This is a genomic window from Devosia yakushimensis, assembly GCF_030159855.1.
GTDB classification, from domain to species: domain Bacteria; phylum Pseudomonadota; class Alphaproteobacteria; order Rhizobiales; family Devosiaceae; genus Devosia; species Devosia yakushimensis.
In genome coordinates this window covers 1,162,350-1,177,719 of the sequence record NZ_BSNG01000001.1, presented here as the reverse complement: position 1 = coordinate 1,177,719, position 15,370 = coordinate 1,162,350, and the positions used below count along the sequence as shown (strand labels likewise).

The 15,370-nt window shown below is 61.6% G+C and carries 16 protein-coding genes and 1 tRNA gene; 8 read left to right on the top strand and 9 right to left on the bottom strand.

Features of this window, described 5'->3' with window-relative positions; translation table 11 throughout:
• Entirely contained in the window at positions 1 to 225 is a 225-nt protein-coding gene (locus tag QQL79_RS05705) for a hypothetical protein (RefSeq protein ID WP_284388771.1), read from the top strand.
• Here the strand turns inward: QQL79_RS05705 and QQL79_RS05700 are convergent.
• Positions 188 to 1,531 (bottom strand): tyrosine-type recombinase/integrase, encoded by a 1,344-nt coding sequence (locus QQL79_RS05700; protein ID WP_284388769.1) that lies wholly within the window; start codon positions 1,529 to 1,531, stop codon positions 188 to 190. The genes QQL79_RS05705 and QQL79_RS05700 overlap by 38 nt on opposite strands.
• Positions 1,532 to 1,740: 209 nt before the next feature.
• On the opposite strand from QQL79_RS05700, the gene rlmB reads away from it, so the two are divergent.
• Both rlmB and QQL79_RS05690 read left to right on the top strand, forming a co-directional pair.
• A complete protein-coding gene (gene rlmB / locus QQL79_RS05695; protein WP_284388766.1) occupies positions 1,741 to 2,493 on the top strand; it encodes a 23S rRNA (guanosine(2251)-2'-O)-methyltransferase RlmB in 753 nt (250 codons plus the stop codon).
• The gene (locus QQL79_RS05690) at positions 2,493 to 2,882 is read left to right on the top strand and encodes a hypothetical protein (protein ID WP_284388764.1); all 390 of its coding nucleotides are present in this window, start codon (positions 2,493 to 2,495) and stop codon (positions 2,880 to 2,882) included. Before rlmB ends, QQL79_RS05690 begins: the two co-directional genes overlap by 1 nt.
• Before the next feature lie 2 nt (positions 2,883 to 2,884).
• Here the strand turns inward: QQL79_RS05690 and QQL79_RS05685 are convergent, their stop codons facing one another.
• From QQL79_RS05685 to QQL79_RS05675, 3 genes are all read right to left on the bottom strand, one after another.
• The gene (locus tag QQL79_RS05685) at positions 2,885 to 3,781 is read right to left on the bottom strand and encodes a polysaccharide deacetylase family protein (protein WP_284388762.1); all 897 of its coding nucleotides are present in this window, start codon (positions 3,779 to 3,781) and stop codon (positions 2,885 to 2,887) included.
• Between the two features lie 78 nt (positions 3,782 to 3,859).
• The gene (locus QQL79_RS05680) at positions 3,860 to 4,333 is read right to left on the bottom strand and encodes a YaiI/YqxD family protein (RefSeq protein ID WP_284388760.1); all 474 of its coding nucleotides are present in this window, start codon (positions 4,331 to 4,333) and stop codon (positions 3,860 to 3,862) included.
• A complete protein-coding gene (locus QQL79_RS05675; RefSeq protein WP_284388757.1) occupies positions 4,317 to 4,877 on the bottom strand; it encodes an AAA family ATPase in 561 nt (186 codons plus the stop codon). Before QQL79_RS05675 ends, QQL79_RS05680 begins: the two co-directional genes overlap by 17 nt.
• Positions 4,878 to 4,934: 57 nt before the next feature.
• Here QQL79_RS05675 and QQL79_RS05670 point away from each other — a divergent pair, with 57 nt between their 5' ends.
• Entirely contained in the window at positions 4,935 to 5,288 is a 354-nt protein-coding gene (locus QQL79_RS05670) for a cupin domain-containing protein (protein WP_370461244.1), read from the top strand.
• Between the two features lie 116 nt (positions 5,289 to 5,404).
• On the opposite strand, the gene QQL79_RS05665 is transcribed toward QQL79_RS05670, so the two are convergent.
• The 5 genes from QQL79_RS05665 to QQL79_RS05645 all read right to left on the bottom strand — a co-directional run bounded on the left by QQL79_RS05665 (position 5,405) and on the right by QQL79_RS05645 (position 11,377).
• A complete protein-coding gene (locus QQL79_RS05665; RefSeq protein WP_284388753.1) occupies positions 5,405 to 6,532 on the bottom strand; it encodes an S-(hydroxymethyl)glutathione dehydrogenase/class III alcohol dehydrogenase in 1,128 nt (375 codons plus the stop codon).
• Positions 6,533 to 6,606: 74 nt separating this feature from the next.
• The gene (locus tag QQL79_RS05660; RefSeq protein WP_284388752.1) at positions 6,607 to 7,320 is read right to left on the bottom strand and encodes a DUF1345 domain-containing protein; all 714 of its coding nucleotides are present in this window, start codon (positions 7,318 to 7,320) and stop codon (positions 6,607 to 6,609) included.
• Between the two features lie 146 nt (positions 7,321 to 7,466).
• Positions 7,467 to 9,353, bottom strand: coding sequence for a sulfate adenylyltransferase subunit CysN (gene cysN / locus QQL79_RS05655; protein WP_284388750.1), 1,887 nt, complete (start codon positions 9,351 to 9,353; stop codon positions 7,467 to 7,469).
• Between the two features lie 2 nt (positions 9,354 to 9,355).
• Positions 9,356 to 10,273, bottom strand: a complete 918-nt coding sequence (gene cysD, locus QQL79_RS05650) for a sulfate adenylyltransferase subunit CysD (protein WP_284388748.1) — start codon at positions 10,271 to 10,273, stop codon at positions 9,356 to 9,358.
• A gap of 228 nt (positions 10,274 to 10,501) precedes the next feature.
• On the bottom strand, positions 10,502 to 11,377 hold the full coding sequence (locus tag QQL79_RS05645) for a WecB/TagA/CpsF family glycosyltransferase (protein ID WP_502258416.1): 876 nt from the start codon (positions 11,375 to 11,377) through the stop codon (positions 10,502 to 10,504).
• Between the two features lie 340 nt (positions 11,378 to 11,717).
• Here QQL79_RS05645 and QQL79_RS05640 point away from each other — a divergent pair.
• From QQL79_RS05640 to QQL79_RS05625, 4 genes are all read left to right on the top strand, one after another.
• A tRNA-Thr gene (locus QQL79_RS05640) sits at positions 11,718 to 11,793 on the top strand.
• Between the two features lie 117 nt (positions 11,794 to 11,910).
• Positions 11,911 to 14,025, top strand: a complete 2,115-nt coding sequence (locus QQL79_RS05635; RefSeq protein ID WP_284388743.1) for a GumC family protein — start codon at positions 11,911 to 11,913, stop codon at positions 14,023 to 14,025.
• A gap of 87 nt (positions 14,026 to 14,112) precedes the next feature.
• Entirely contained in the window at positions 14,113 to 14,376 is a 264-nt protein-coding gene (locus tag QQL79_RS05630; RefSeq protein WP_284388741.1) for a spike base protein, RCAP_Rcc01079 family, read from the top strand.
• Positions 14,376 to 15,332, top strand: coding sequence for a phage head spike fiber domain-containing protein (locus QQL79_RS05625; RefSeq protein ID WP_284388738.1), 957 nt, complete (start codon positions 14,376 to 14,378; stop codon positions 15,330 to 15,332). The genes QQL79_RS05630 and QQL79_RS05625 overlap by 1 nt, the downstream gene beginning before the upstream one ends.
• Positions 15,333 to 15,370: the final 38 nt, after the last annotated feature.

Genomic DNA, 15,370 nt, shown 5'->3' with positions numbered 1-15,370 from the left:
ATGACCCAGCGCGCCCCAGTGAGAGATGAAGTGGTCACAGTCGAGCGCCTCGAAAGGGCCGTCCACTTCCTGGCCTACATCGTCCTTCGCCATGGCGAGAAGTATGGGCCGCTACTGGAATGGCTCGACGACGAGCTGCAGCAAATGAAAAAGGCCCCCAGCGCCCGCGACCGCGCACAGCAAATTCTCAATCGGATGACGCGGGAGGTGTCGGCTCGTGTCTAAGTGGCAGCAGCACCTTGCTCAACCATCGCGCCTTGAGCTCGAGCGTCGGGCCCTTGCCGTATTTCGGCCGCTGAAACTTGTGCCCCATCATCGACGCCACGACCTTGTCAGGGGTCTCCACCTCAATCAGGCGATCCTCAAAGGCGTGCCGCAGGCTGTAAAGGGTATGGTCCTTCGTCGGCAACAGTTTGGCCTTCCGCAGGGCCTTGTTGACCGTTGCCGAGAGGGTATCGGCCTTGTCCCTGTAAGTCGGGAACCCATTGGGATGGCGCCGGAACGCCGCCAGCGCATTGCCGACCAGCGGCAGTTCCCGTTCCGACTGGGGATTCTTCAACTGCCGATCCTCTGGCACGATAGCCACCAGCGGAATTGGGGCGCCCAGCCTGATCTGGTGCGGCAGCACGCCACAGACCTCCGACGGGCGCAAACCCAGCTCCGCCACGATCAGCACGATATCGCGCGCCTCATCATTGAGGCGGTCCAGTTCCGGCGACAGCACGATTTCTTTGGTCTCGGCTGGCGAGAAAGCCGCACGGCTGCCTGTCGTTTCGCCTTCCAGCCTGAGACGGCTAAACACCGGCAAAAGGCCCAGATGGTTGGTCATATCCACCATCCGGTGCATCTTGTTCATATGGCCGATATCCTTATTGGCGGTCCCAATCTCAAGATTGTCGGTCACCAGCTTGGTTTGCCACCATTCTCGAAAGGCGATGGCATCTGCACGGGTCAGCTCGTCGAGATATTTGTCGCTGACCGCCTCAACGAAATTAGTGGCAGCCTTCACCTTTGGGTTGCGCCAGCGCTTGACCTGCGCATCGGAATATCCCGTGAGTTTGGCTGCCTGCACCTTTTCGTACTCGCCAGGCAGGTCCGAAACCCGAAACCGTGGCCGGCCCTCTCCTCCCAGCACTGCTGCAACATCGTCTTCCTTTTCGCCAGCTCTCTGAGTGATCAGAAGTTCAATGCGTGTCAGCGCCTCCACGACATCCCCACCGCCGCGCAGCTCCTCGACGGTCTGGTAGTTCGTCCCGAGGGCGCGAGCTCGCTTCTGGGCGGCCTCGAAACGCAACCGCGCATCCGCCGACTGTCCATCGCGCATGCCCTGCCAATACGCTTCCAATTGCAGATTGAGCTGCTCAACGACAACTTTTGCCCTCACCTTTCGCGGATCATCCAGCACGGCAATATTCGTGCTGATGCGAACGATCCGTCGGCGGTCGAGGTCTTCGAAATTCTTGGGGACGCGGCGGATCAGATACCAGATTCCATCACGATTTTTGGGGTCCGGTACCTTGGCGCGTCGCATTCTCTCTTCCCCTTTGTTACACAGTTTGTTACGCAGTCAATGGGCACAAAAAGCCCCGAAACGTCAAGGGATACAGCAATGACGGGCCTTTCGAGCATCGACTTCGAATCCAGTCCCCTCCACCAACGCCCCCCTCGAAAAACACACGGTTTAGAGCGCGCCGCGGCGCCCCGCTTGCTGGCGCGCCGCAAAGGCGATACCCCTGCCCTATGAGCATCAATAAATTTCCGCCCAAGCCGCGTTACAACCCCGATGACGGCCCGGTCTATCTCTATGGCCTGCACACGGTGCGCGCCGCGCTGGACAACAAGAATCGCACCAAGAAAGTGCTGCTGGCCACGCCAAACGCGCTGATGCGGCTCAAGGAGACCGGCGAGATCGGCAAGGTGACCGTCAAGGAAACCACGCCCAAGGAGCTTGATCGCCTGCTGGGCGACGATGCCGTGCATCAGGGCGCCGCGCTTGAGGTCGATCCGGTGAGCCGGTTTGGCCTTGATGATATCAAGCCGCTCAAGCTCGTGGTCGTGCTCGACCAGATCACCGACCCGCATAATGTGGGCGCGATTTTGCGCACGGCCTGCGCTTTCGGTGCCGATGCAGTGATCACCACGGCCCGCCATTCGCCGCGCGAGACCGGCGTGATGGCCAAATCGGCTTCCGGCGCGCTTGATCTGGTGCCCATGATCGAGGTGCGCAACCTTGGCGACGCACTCGAAAAGCTCAAGACGCGCGGCATGTTAGTGCTGGGCTTTGATTCGGAATCAGAACATCAGCTCAAGCCCCGTAGCGGCGACCAGCCCTTGGCCATTGTCATGGGCGCGGAGGGCAAGGGCCTGCGCCAGCGCACCCGTGAGCTCTGCGATGAAATGGTCAAGCTGGACATGCCAGGCCCGATCAAGTCGCTCAATGTTTCCAACGCCGCCGCCATCGCGCTCTTCGCGGCCACAGCAGGACGGTCCTGATGAGCGGTTTCGAGCCCTTTGCAATGGCGTTACGCCTTTCCGGCGTCACGCTGACCCAGCATGATCTCGATGTAGCGCTTAAGCAGCTCACCGGCCGCTTCGAGCCCGAAGATGCCGAAAACAGCCACTATGCGCAGGTGGATGTCGACGTCAAAAACCCGGTCCGGGCGCTGCTGGAACTGGCCGAACGCTCGGGCCCGACCATTGCCGCCATGCTGGAAGACCGCCGCATCGGCAAGGCCGTGCTCGACATCGCCTTCGACTATCCCGAGGACGGCGAAGCCATGTCGGCCCGCCTGCCCGCCCATATGGCCGCGGCGATTGCCGCCTATGGCATCGACATCGAGATTTCCGTGTACCTCACCGATGTCGAGGACGACGAGGAATAGGGCTAAAGCGCCCCACCCGGCGTCGGAGCATCGGCCGTAATCACATCGCGGCCGAACACACCGGTATCCTTGGGCACCAGTCGCACGACCTTGTAGCCCTTCTGTTCCAGTTGGGCGAGGAAGCTGGGCAGCATGTCGACCGTGCGCTGATGGATATCGTGGAAGAGGATGATTCCGCTGCCGCGCGCCTCAAGCCGCGCCATGGTCCGTGCCGCCACCTGGTCGCTGGTTTCCGAATAATAGTCCTTGCTGTCGATATCGACGTCGAGCACCACCATGTTGCCCATCATCAGATTGGTGCGCAGGAACCCGGTTTGCGACAGATACGGAAAGCGGAAGAACGGCGACAGCTTCTGCCCCGATTCCGCCAGCGCCGCTGAAATGGCGCGCTCGCCCATGGCAATGTCGTCCAAAGCCTCCTGCCGGGTCATGCCCGAGAGATCGGCATGGTCATAGGTGTGGCTGCCCACGGTATGGCCGGCCAGCGCCACGCTACCGGCGAGTTTGGGATTGGCTGCCGCCGCCCGGCCCAGCATGAGGAAGGTCGCCTTGACGCCGAACTGGTCCAGCGTGTCGAGAATGGCGGGCGTCTTGCCCGGCCGCGGCCCATCGTCAAAGGTCAGGATGACCTCGCCAGGATGCAGGATGATATCGGTGGTGGACGCCACGGCCAGGGTCCGCCCGGCGAGGTGCCCAGAGGAGAAAATGCGTTCGGGCATGGGCTGATCGGTCACCGGCTTGGACGCCATCAGGATGGAATTGGTGATCGTGTAGTCGGTTGCCTGATAGGCATGCGGCGCCACCTGCGAATTGGCGCCGAGATGGCTTGGCGGCTTGGCACAAGCACCGAGAGCAGCGCTTACGACGACGAGGGAAACAGCAAAACGCGTAAGCGACACGACCCGAACTCTGCTCAATCACAGCCGGGCTCACTTTTTGCTATTATGGTTAATATTTCCCTTGCGAGAACTTAACGACTACTTACCCGCCGCCAGTTTTGCTTTGCGCACAAGGGTGTCGAGCGCGCTTAAAAAGGCCGAACGGTCAGCCGGACGGAAGCCGGGATTGTAGCCCTTGATCTCGCCAGTCTCGCGCAGATGCTGCTTGAGATCGCGCATGGCCAGCGCCATGCCGATCGAGGCTGGCGTGAACGGCTTGCCGGTGAAACCGAGCACATGGCAGCCCTTGTCGATGGCGCGGCTGGCGAGTGGGATGTCGGCCGTGAGTATGATGTCATTGGCCTGAGCCTGCTCGACAATCCAGTCATCGGCTGCGTCGGCCCCCGCCGGCACGACCACGACCCGCACCATGGGGTCGCGCGAGGGGCGGATGCCGCCATTGCTGACAAAGGTCAGCACCACACCCAACCGCTCCGCCACCTTGAGCGCCTCGTCCTTGACGGGACAGGCATCGGCATCGACGAAGATGATCGGGTCAACCCGCTCGGGCATGGGCAATGGTTTCCGTAACGAAGGCGAGCCGTTCGGCGACGCCGGCCTTGGGGAGTTCGACGATGCGATATCCCAGTTCGACATAGACGTCACGTATCGACTCGAAAGTGCGGACCGCTTCGGCCCAATCCTGCTTGCGCTCGGCATCATTGGCATAGATTTCGCGCCAGGGCGGGGCGAAGAAAACCGTGTCATTGCAAGGATAGAGGGTGGCCGCGCGGCGGAAATGCTCGATGCCATCCAGACGCTCGAGCCGGGCATAGCCGATGAGATCGGCGACGCCACGGTCGCAGAGGGTCACCCCATCGCGGGCCAGCGCCGCCTCATAGGTCTGGATATCGCGGTCGAGCATCAGCTCGGCATAGAGCTTGCGATCCGCCCATGGCAAGGCACTACCACCGATACGCAATTGCGACTGGATGATCGCCCGGCCGGCCTCCTGCCCCACATGAATTCCCGCTGCGGCCGCCGCCGCCAGCAGTGTGGTCTTGCCGGAGCCGGGGCCGCCGGTAAGCACGAAGACATTGTTCGCCCGAATTGTCATGCTAGTTCCTTTCAAGAACGCGCGGCGGCAATCACGCCGCGCAGAGGGGAGAAAATGGTGGGAAAAATAATCGAGCGCGCAGCGTGGGCTTATGCCGCTTCGCCGGTCGATCGATGGTCAGGAGAATGGGAGGGCGGGCCAGATGGGGCCGGCATTTCGGTGATCTTCAATCACACCGAGGCAATCGGCGGCGGACCGCGACTGCATAGCCATCCCTACCCCGAAACCTTCATCATCCGCAAGGGCCGGGCGCGCTTCACTGTGGGCGGCGAGGTTTTCGAGGCAGTGGCGGGCCAGATCGTCGTGGCACCGGCCAACGTGCCGCATAAATTCGAGAATACCGGCCCCGGCCCGTTGGAGAATATCGATATCCACGAGGCCGGGGCGTTTGAGACAACCTGGCTGGAGTGAGGCTGGGCAGACCTCATCCTGAGCTTGTCGAAGGACGAGGTCGTGGCACCAAACCTCCACTCGACCTCATCGCAATGAGGCCTTTGAGGGTGATGTAGAAGCAAGCCGCGTCGATCCTAGTAAACCACGACGCTGCGGATGCTTTCGCCCGAATGCATCATCTCGAAGCCCTTGTTGATGTCTTCGAGGCGCAGCGTGTGGGTGATCATGGGATCAATCTGGATTTTTCCGTCGAGATACCAATCGACGATTTTCGGTACATCGGTGCGGCCTTTGGCGCCGCCAAACGCCGTGCCCATCCAGGTGCGGCCGGTAACGAGCTGGAACGGGCGGGTGGAGATTTCCTGCCCTGCCCCGGCCACGCCGATGACCACCGACTTGCCCCAGCCGCGATGGCTCGATTCCAACGCCTGACGCATAACCGTAGTGTTACCAGTGCAATCGAAGGTGTAATCGGCCCCGCCGATCAGATCGCCCCGGCGCTTGGTCAGGTTGACGAGGTAAGGCACGATATCGCCATCGATTTCCTTGGGGTTGACGAAATGCGTCATCCCGAAGCGCTCGCCCCAGGCCTTCTTGTCGTTATTGAGATCAACGCCGATGATCATATCAGCGCCGGCCAGCTTCAGGCCCTGGATAACGTTGAGGCCGATACCGCCCAGCCCGAACACCACTGCCGTCGCGCCGATTTCGACCTTGGCCGTATTGATCACCGCGCCAATGCCGGTAGTGACGCCGCAGCCAACATAACAGACCTTGTCGAAGGCCGCCGAGGCGTCGATCTTGGCGACGGCGATCTCGGGTAGAACCGTGTAATTGGAGAAGGTCGAGCAGCCCATATAGTGGAAAATCGGCTTGCCTTCGAAGGAGAAGCGCGAGGTGCCATCGGGCATCAGCCCCTGCCCCTGCGTGGCGCGAATGGCGGTACAGAGATTGGTCTTGCCGGAGCGGCAGGAATAACATTCGCGGCATTCGGGCGTGTAGAGCGGAATGACATGATCGCCCTTTTTGAGACTGGTGACGCCCGGCCCGACATCGACCACCACGCCCGCCCCTTCATGGCCGAGAATGGCCGGAAACAAGCCTTCAGGGTCCGCGCCCGAGAGAGTGAAATCATCGGTGTGGCAAATGCCCGTCGCCTTGATTTCGATCAGCACTTCACCGGCCTTGGGGCCTTCAAGATCCACTTCCACGATTTCGAGCGGCTTTCCGGCCTGGAACGCAACGGCGGCGCGGGTTTTCATGGCAGATTCTCCTTGAGGCATGTCTTGGCGATGGTGTTGCACAAAGCGGGCCGGGGCGGCAACCGCCCAGGACGTCACCCAGCCCCGACGGCCACCGCGACATTGACCGTGGCCGCCACGATCAAGGTATTGAAGAAATACGAGAATACCGAGTGGATCAGCACGATCCTGCGCATATTGCTGGAGGTGACGCGGATATCGGACACAGCAAAGGCCGTGCCGATGACGTAACCGAAATAGAGGAAGGCCAAGCCATCTGGCTTGTCGCCCTCGGGGAAATCGAGCCCGCCGGCTACCCCGTTCGGGTCACCCTCGACCTGGCGTTCGTAAAACTCATAGGCGTAGTGCAGCGAGGCCATGGTGTGGACGACAAACCAGCTCAGCAGCACGGATATGATGCTGAGGCTGACCTCGACGACAAGCGGCCCGTCCTTGCCGTTCAGCGCCATGAACAGAGTGGCGCTGCAAACCGCCACCACACCAATCACCACCGCAAAGATCAGTCCGGTGGGCGTATCGGCCTCGTCAGCGCGCAACCGCAGGAAGTCGGAATCGAGCAGCGGCAGCATCAGCGCGACCAGCGATAGATAAGTCACGAACATGGCGATGGCGCCGAACACCACGGCGAAAGCCGGCGCCAGCCAGAGGCTGACCAGCAGCACAATGACGCCCACAATCAGGGCGATGAAAAATGTGCCATGCCGCGGCAGATGCCGCGATGCGATCCACAGCCCCAGGGCATGAGCCTTGCCGCCGGATTTACGCCTCGCCCTGCGTCGTGTCGCCAATGTCCAGGCCCTCCCCGTGGGGAGCCTAGCGGGTTGGCAGGGGGAAGCAAGGCGGGTTAGCAGCTTCGACACATGCCTCCACAATCCCGGATGGCACCTCCCCCTTGAGGGGGAGGCCGGGAGCGGACCCGACTAGCGAATCTTGTTCAGAACCCCAGCTTGCCGTGCAGTTGGTCGGCCAGCTCCACCGGTTCATGCTCGGCGCCGTGCAGCACCAGCTCTGGATTGGTTGGCGCTTCGAACGGAGAATCGATACCGGTGAAATTCTTGATTTCGCCGGCACGTGCACGCTTGTAGAGGCCCTTGGGGTCGCGCGCTTCGCACACCTCGATGGGCGTATCCACATAGACTTCGGTGAAATTGACATCGCCGGCGATTTCGCGCGCCAGCCGTCTTTCCTTCTCGAAGGGCGAGATGAACGAAACCAGGACGATCAACCCCGCATCGGCCATGAGCTTGGCGACCTCGGCCACGCGGCGGATGTTTTCCACGCGCGCCGCTTCGGTAAAGCCGAGATCCTTGTTGAGGCCGTGGCGGACATTGTCGCCGTCAAGGATATAGGCATGCCGACCCTCGGCGGTGAGCCGTTTTTCAAGCAGGTTGGCGACCGATGACTTGCCGGAACCCGAAAGGCCCGTGAACCAGACGATCTGTGGCTGCTGCCCCTTCATCGAAGCGCGCACCTGCCGGTTCACGTCGAAGGATTGATAGGTCAGGTTCTGCGCCCGGCGCAGGCCGAATTCCACCGTTCCAGCGCCCAAAGTAGCATTGGAGATGCGATCGACCAGAATGAAGCCGCCGGTAACCCCATTGGCCGCGTAGGGATCAAAGGCAATCGCGCGATCCGAAGCGATGGTAACCGTCGCCACCTCGTTGAGATCGAGCTTGGTGGCCGCCGTCTGCTCCAACGTGTTCACATTGGTACGGAATTTGAGATCGGTAATGGTCGCGGGAACGACTTGCGAGCCGATCTTGAGCAGATAGGAGCGGCCCGGATAGGCGGGCTCTTCGCTCATCCACACCAGCCGGGCTTGGAACTGGTTGGAATATTCCGGCGTCTCACCGGTATGGCTGAGCACGTCGCCACGCGAGACGTCCACCTCCCGATCCAGGACCAGCGTAACCGCCTGCCCGGCCGCGGCGCGGTCGAGATCGCCATCCATGGTGACGATCCGCTTGATGCGCGCGGGCTTGCGCGAGGCAGCCACGAGTACGTCGTCGCCTACCTTGACCACCCCCGAGGCGACAGTGCCGGAAAAACCGCGGAAGTCGAGATTGGGCCGGTTCACCCATTGCACCGGGAAACGGAATTTCTGGCCCGAACGATCCTCTGCCACCTCGATCCCCTCGAGATAGGGCACGAGACCGGGTCCGCGATACCAGGGGGTATTGGCGCTCTGGCTCAGGATATTATCGCCCCGCAGTGCCGAAACCGGCACGGCCGAGAGAGTCTTGAAGCCTAGCGGCTCGGCAAAAGCACGGTATTCGGCGACGATTTTGTCGAACACGTCCTGGCTGTAATCGACCAGGTCGATCTTGTTGACCACCAGCACAACATGCTTCACCCCGATCAGCGACAGGATGAAACTATGCCGCCGCGTCTGGGTTAGTACGCCCTTGCGCGCATCGATCAGCAGCAGAGCCAGATCGGCATTGGAAGCGCCGGTCGCCATATTGCGGGTATATTGCTCGTGACCGGGCGTGTCGGCGACGATGAACTTGCGCTTGTCGGTGGAGAAGAACCGGTAAGCCACATCAATAGTGATGCCCTGCTCACGCTCGGCGGAAAGCCCGTCGACCAGCAGGGAAAAATCGATCCCCTCGTCGCCCGTGGTGCGGTTGCGGCTTTCCTTCTTGAGGCTTGCGAGCTGGTCGTCGAGGATCAACTGGCTGTCATAGAGCAGCCGCCCTATCAGCGTCGATTTGCCGTCATCCACGCTGCCGCAGGTGAGGAACCGCAGCAGGGATTTATCGGTTTGCTGATCGAGCCAGAGGTCAATATCGGTATCAGGCGTGGCCATGGACAGGGTCATCGTCAGAAATAGCCTTCCTGCTTCTTTTTCTCCATCGACCCTACCTGGTCGCTGTCGATCAGCCGCCCTTCGCGCTCAGAGGTGCGGGCGGCCTGCATTTCCATGATGATTTCGGGCAGGCTCGACGCCGTCGAACGCATCGCCCCGGTCAGCGGATAGCAGCCCAGCGTGCGGAACCGCACCAGTTCGTGTCGCGGCACTTCATCCTTGCCCAGCGGCATGCGGTCGTCATCGACCATCAGCAACGTGCCGAAACGCTCCACCACCGGCCGTTCGCGGGCGAAATAGAGCGGCACGATCGGAATGTTTTCCGAATAGATATAGGTCCAGATATCGAGCTCGGTCCAATTCGACAGCGGGAACACGCGCATGCTCTCGCCCGGATTGAGGCGGGTATTGAACACACGCCACAGCTCGGGGCGCTGGTTCTTGGGGTCCCAGGCATGGCCAGCATTGCGGTGGGAAAAGACACGTTCCTTGGCGCGGGATTTTTCCTCGTCGCGCCGGGCGCCGCCAATGGCCGCATCATATTGCCCCGCATTGAGCGCCTGCCGCAGAGCCGCAGTCTTCATAATGTCGGTATAGCGGGAGGAGCCGTGATCGAACGGATTGATATTGTCGCGCACGCCATCGGGATTGGTGTGCGTGATCAGGTCGAAGCCGAAATCTTCCGCCATCTTGTTGCGGAAGGCGATCATCTCGCGGAACTTCCACGTCGTATCGATATGCAGCAGCGGAAACGGAATTTTGGAAGGATAGAACGCCTTGCGCGCCAGATGCAGCAGGACGCTGGAATCCTTGCCGATGGAATACATCATCACCGGACGCTCGAAACTTGCCGCGACTTCGCGCAGGATTTCGATGCTCTCGGCTTCCAGGGTTTGCAGATGCGTCAGTCGATTGCCGTTCACAGCAGCCATGCTCCTAGCCGCTCAAATACGGCACTCGCCTAGGCTGATTGGTTAGCCCCGGATCGTGGCTGCATCAAGCCAGAAAACGCCGGAAACCCTTGCTGCGCAAGCTTGAAGCATATTCATCTCCCTTCCGGACAAGACGCGTTATAGAACTGCCGAGCTCCGCCCAGGTCGCGTTTGAATGTGCGCAGCGACCGGCAAACGCAGAAAAATAGTTCACGCGGTTAAAATATATTACCAACGGTCGATCCGCTCGCCGAGCTCGGCTATCCCCTTGCCCCACTTCTGCCGCGTGAGCATAAGCAGCGCGGCGTGGGGGCTGGTGGTGAGATAGCGGAACATCAGCCGCCGCGGCTCGCGCCCCATGCGATAAGCCCATTCCAGGCCCATATCCTGCATCCATTGCGGAGCCCGCAGCGCCGAGGCCGAGAGGAAATTGAACAGGCCACCGCTGGTCTTGATCACCCCGACATTGGGCATGGCATGGGCAAAACGCATGTAGAATTCCTGCTCGCGCGGCACGCCCAGTCCCAGCCAGAGGATGTCCGGACCAATCCGGTCGATATCCCGTACCACCCCGATCCACTGGCGATGGCTGTGATAGCCATGCCCCTGCCCCACGATCCGCAAATGCGGGTAGCGGTCGCGCACCGCATCAACCGCGCGGGCATTTTCCGCCTCCGTGCCGCCCAGGAAATACATGCTCACCACCCGCTCGCGCGCCACCGCGACGACATCGTGGAAAAGGTCGGTCGTCGCCACGCGCTCCGGCAGGGCAAAGCCGGTTATCCGCCGACTGGCCATAACCAGGGGTTGCCCGTCACAGCTGATCACATCGGCAAAACGCACGGCCTCACGCAGGCCCGAATGCCGCGCGGCCTCGGACAGAACCTGGCCATTGATGCTGGTGGCGATCCAGGGCCGGTCGCGACGGCGGTATTTGAGCGCGAGGTCGATCAACAGGCGCGCCGTCTGCCTGCGGTCCAGTCGCGCCACCGGCAGCCCGCCGATTTCCACCGACTCAAAGCGCGGATAAAACCGCGTCGGGAGCGCTGGCCGTCCCCGTCGCACCGGACGAAATGCAATTGGCCGCGGAACACGCCGTCTCATGGCAGCACCCCTCCCGGCCCGACTGGCCGCGCCACCGGGCAGGAAAACATCTGCCATTCACCAACAACAACGCGCTTCGACATTGGACTAATCCAGACGAGGAAATGGAGCAGACCGTAAATCGAAAAAGACGATGCAGGAATTTCAACAGATTATTTACGTTAAGTCTGACGGTTTTTGCTTACGTGAATAGACGTGTGCAGGAATTCTCTCGAGGAGCACTGCCCAGGGCCGCCGACATCGGAGATTCATCAAGAACGCAATAAAATCGCCGGGATTGGTATCACCTTATCAATCCCCGTTGCCCGCGAGCGCCTTCGATGCTAGATGGCATCGCATTGCCGGTATAGCTCAGTTGGTAGAGCACCTGATTTGTAATCAGGGGGTCTCGGGTTCGAACCCTGATGCCGGCACCACTCCCCCAACATTGCCAGTTTTTTTTTGCCAGGCTAAGCCCCGATAGCAATTGCCGAAAATTGCCTGGCATCGCATGATGAGCCATCGACTATTCCCGTGGGGGCGAGGAAGATCGAATGGAAGATGCCGAAGTCGACCTGCGCAATGTCCTCGGACTTCTGCGCAGGCAATTGCGATTGATTGTCGCCTCGGTAATCGTCGTCGTGACCCTGGCGGGCCTCGTCGCCTTCTCCTTGACCCCGATCTATTCAGCGACAGCGCTGATCCTCGTCGATCCGAGCCGCAAGAACCTGCTCGATCCCGACGCGCAGATCGGGAGCGGCGTCAGCGACAGCGCCCGCATCGATAGCGAAGTGGAAATCCTGCGTTCGGATAACGTGCTGCTCAAGGTCATCGAGGCCGAGAACCTCACGGCCGATGCCGAACTGGGCGCTTCCCTCTCCCTGCGCGAGCGCATTCTGACCCTGCTGCGCCTTTACGAGCCGCAGCCGCCCACTGCAGCGGAGGCGCTGCATCAGGTGCTGAACAATCTGCGCAATGCCGTCAGCATCCAGCGTCGGGGCCTCACCTATCTCATTTCGGTGCAGGGTCGATCCCCCGATTCAGAGCAGGCGGCACGCATCGCCAATGCGGTGGCTGGGGCCTATATCGACGATCAGGTGGCGGCCAAAGTGGCCAGCACCCTTTCTTCGCGTGACATCCTGCAAGCGCGCATCCAGCAGGCCCGCGACGCTATCACCGCTTCGGAAGGCGCATTCGACAGCTTTATCGACAGCAATGTTGCCCGTATCGCCACCGAGATCGGCCGGCCCGATCTGATGCAGACCCGCCAGCAGATAGCGCAATTGGAGGCAAACCGCCGGGCACGGTCGCAGCTGGCCGATGCCGCACAGGCCGATCTGGCGAATGCCGATTGGCAGGCGCTGGTGGCCTCCCTGCAATCCTCGGCCTTGACCGAACTGGCCCGGCAACGCACCGAGCTTACTGCCCGGCTCGCCACAGCGGATGCCACGGACCTCGACGAGCAATTGGCCGCTCTCGATATGAGTCTGCGCGATACGGCAAGCCTGGAGGTCGCTGGACTGCGCAACGCCATCACCGCTGCCCAGCAGCAGGAGGCCGAGCTGCGCCAGCAATTGCGGCAGTCCGTGATCGCCAGCGCCTTGCCCGCCGCGATCCTCACCGATCTCTACGGCTTGCGGCAGAATGCCGAACTGGCTCGCAGCCAGTATCAATTGCTGCTCTCGCGCCTGCAGGATCTGGAAACTCAGGCCGATTTGCAGGTCGCCGACAGCCGCATCGTCTCGCCCGCCCTGGCCCCGCAATCTCCCGCCTTTCCCAATCGGCCGCTGATCATGGCACTGGCAGGCTTTGCTGCCATCGGACTCGGTATTGCTCTGGCCTTTCTGTATGAGAACTTCATCGGTGGCTTCACCAGCGAGGCGCAGTTGGGTGCAGTGCTAAAGACGCGTGTCGCCAGCGCCGTCCCCCGGCAGAAGGCGCGGGCGGACAAGGAAAGCCTCGCCAATCTGATGGTCGCGGCTCCCCTTTCGGTCTTCGCCGAATCCGTTCGGCGGCTTCGGGCCACGCTGCAGCAGACACTGCGGAACGGAAAACCGGCGGCGGACGATGACAAGGGACGGGTGATCATGATCAGCTCGACCGCACCTGGCGAAGGCAAGACCACATTGGCCCTGTCCCTTGCCCGCTCCTACGCATTGTCGGGCAGCCGCACATTGTTGATCGATTGCGACCTGCGCAAGCCCAGTCTGCACCGGCATCTCGGCCTTGAGCCGTCCCATGGCCTGCTGGAATTTCTCGATGGCAATGAAATGGACGGCCTCAATGGCATCATCTCCGCCGATACCATGACAGACGCCACCTTCATCGTCGGCGCGCATCGCAGCGACGTGCCGACCGACCAGTTGCTGACCGGCCAATCCTTTGCCCGCCTGATGCGCGCAGCGCGGCACACATTCGACGTGGTGATCCTCGACACCCCGCCAGTGGGGCCGGTGGTCGACGCGCTTTACGTTGCCCCGGTGGCGGATGCGATCGTTTTCGTGACTCGTTGGGTCAGCACCTCCCAGCTCGATGCCAAACAGGCCCTTGCCAGCCTCACCGAGGCCATGGCGCCGGGTACCGGGATCGTCGCCATCATCAACCAGCAGGACCGCACCAGGGCTTCCTACATGCGCAAATACGGCACCTATTACACCGAGCTGCAGTAAGCCTGCTCCACGACTTGTTCGACTAATCCCCGCGCGGTAGCCGCCAACTAGCATTGGGCATCTTCATCCCGAACAGGACATCGTTTTATGCCCGACCGCTTCTCCGATCACGCTATTGGCCTTGAATCCCCTGCCACGCACGGCTTTGCCGTAGCGCCCAACGATGGCGCCGATCTCGCAGAGATCACCCGCGCCATCTATGTCGGTGCCACCGGCAACCTCGCGGTTACATTGGCAAGCGGCGCGGACGTGACGCTGGCCGGCGTGCCCGGCGGCACGCTGCTGCCCCTGCGGCTGCGCCGCATCAAGGCCACCGGCACTACCGCCACGGCCATTGTGGGGCTCCTCTAATGCTGGCCCTGAGTCTGGCCCCGGGCCAGCCCAGAACGACACCCTGGCCATCCGATACCTGGTTCGGCATCGACTTTGCCTCTGGCCGCAGCATTGCCGGCGGCCGCCATGTGCCGCTGACGGATGCGCTAACCTTCGCCCGCGCTTCCGACCGGCTGGTGCGGACAAACGCCGGTCATTGGCAGGCGGCCGGCCCCGGACAACCCGCCATTTCAGACCTCGGGCTGAGCCTTGAGCCGGAGCGCACCAACACAGTGGTCTTTAACACCGGCAATTCCGGCGCCGGTATCTTGCTGACCGGCACCACGCTCGCAAATCTGCCGGCGGGCAGCAGCCCTGCCCGCGATGCCCATGGCAAACGAGCGATCCAGGGCAGCGGGAATACCGATGGGGTCACCCGCCATTCGCTGAGTACATTGGGTGGCACCACCTATTCCTGGTCCCAGTCGTTCAAATATGATGGGTCCGCATGGGTCCGCTTCATGTTTTCCGACAATGTTGCCCATGGGCTCAATGTCTGGCTCGACTTGCAGACGATGACTGTGGGCACGGCGAGCGTCTTCGGCAACGCGGTTCTGCACAGTCACGCCCTCACTCCCGAGGGTAACGGCTGGTATCGCCTGAGCATGACCGGTGCGGTGCCCAACACGGCCTCCGGCGGCCTTTCCAGCTATGTCTGCACCGCCAATGGCAATTCGACCCGGCAGGCGGGCAGCTATTGCCTGTGGGGCACGCAGATGGAAACCGGCAAGCCAACCTCGCCCATCCTCACCTTCGGCGCCAGCGAAACGCGTCGCCAGGATCAGGCTGTGCTCTCCCTACCTGCCGGCGCCCATACCTTGCGTCAATGGCGGGCCGGAGCGCCCCAGGCAGTCAGTGTTCCCGGCGGCGCCTATACGCTGCCCGCCGATGACACGGGCGGCTTCATCCAATGGTTATGGTCGGATCAGTCATGACTTTGGGAACCGGGACAGGGCGGCAATTCCACGGCATG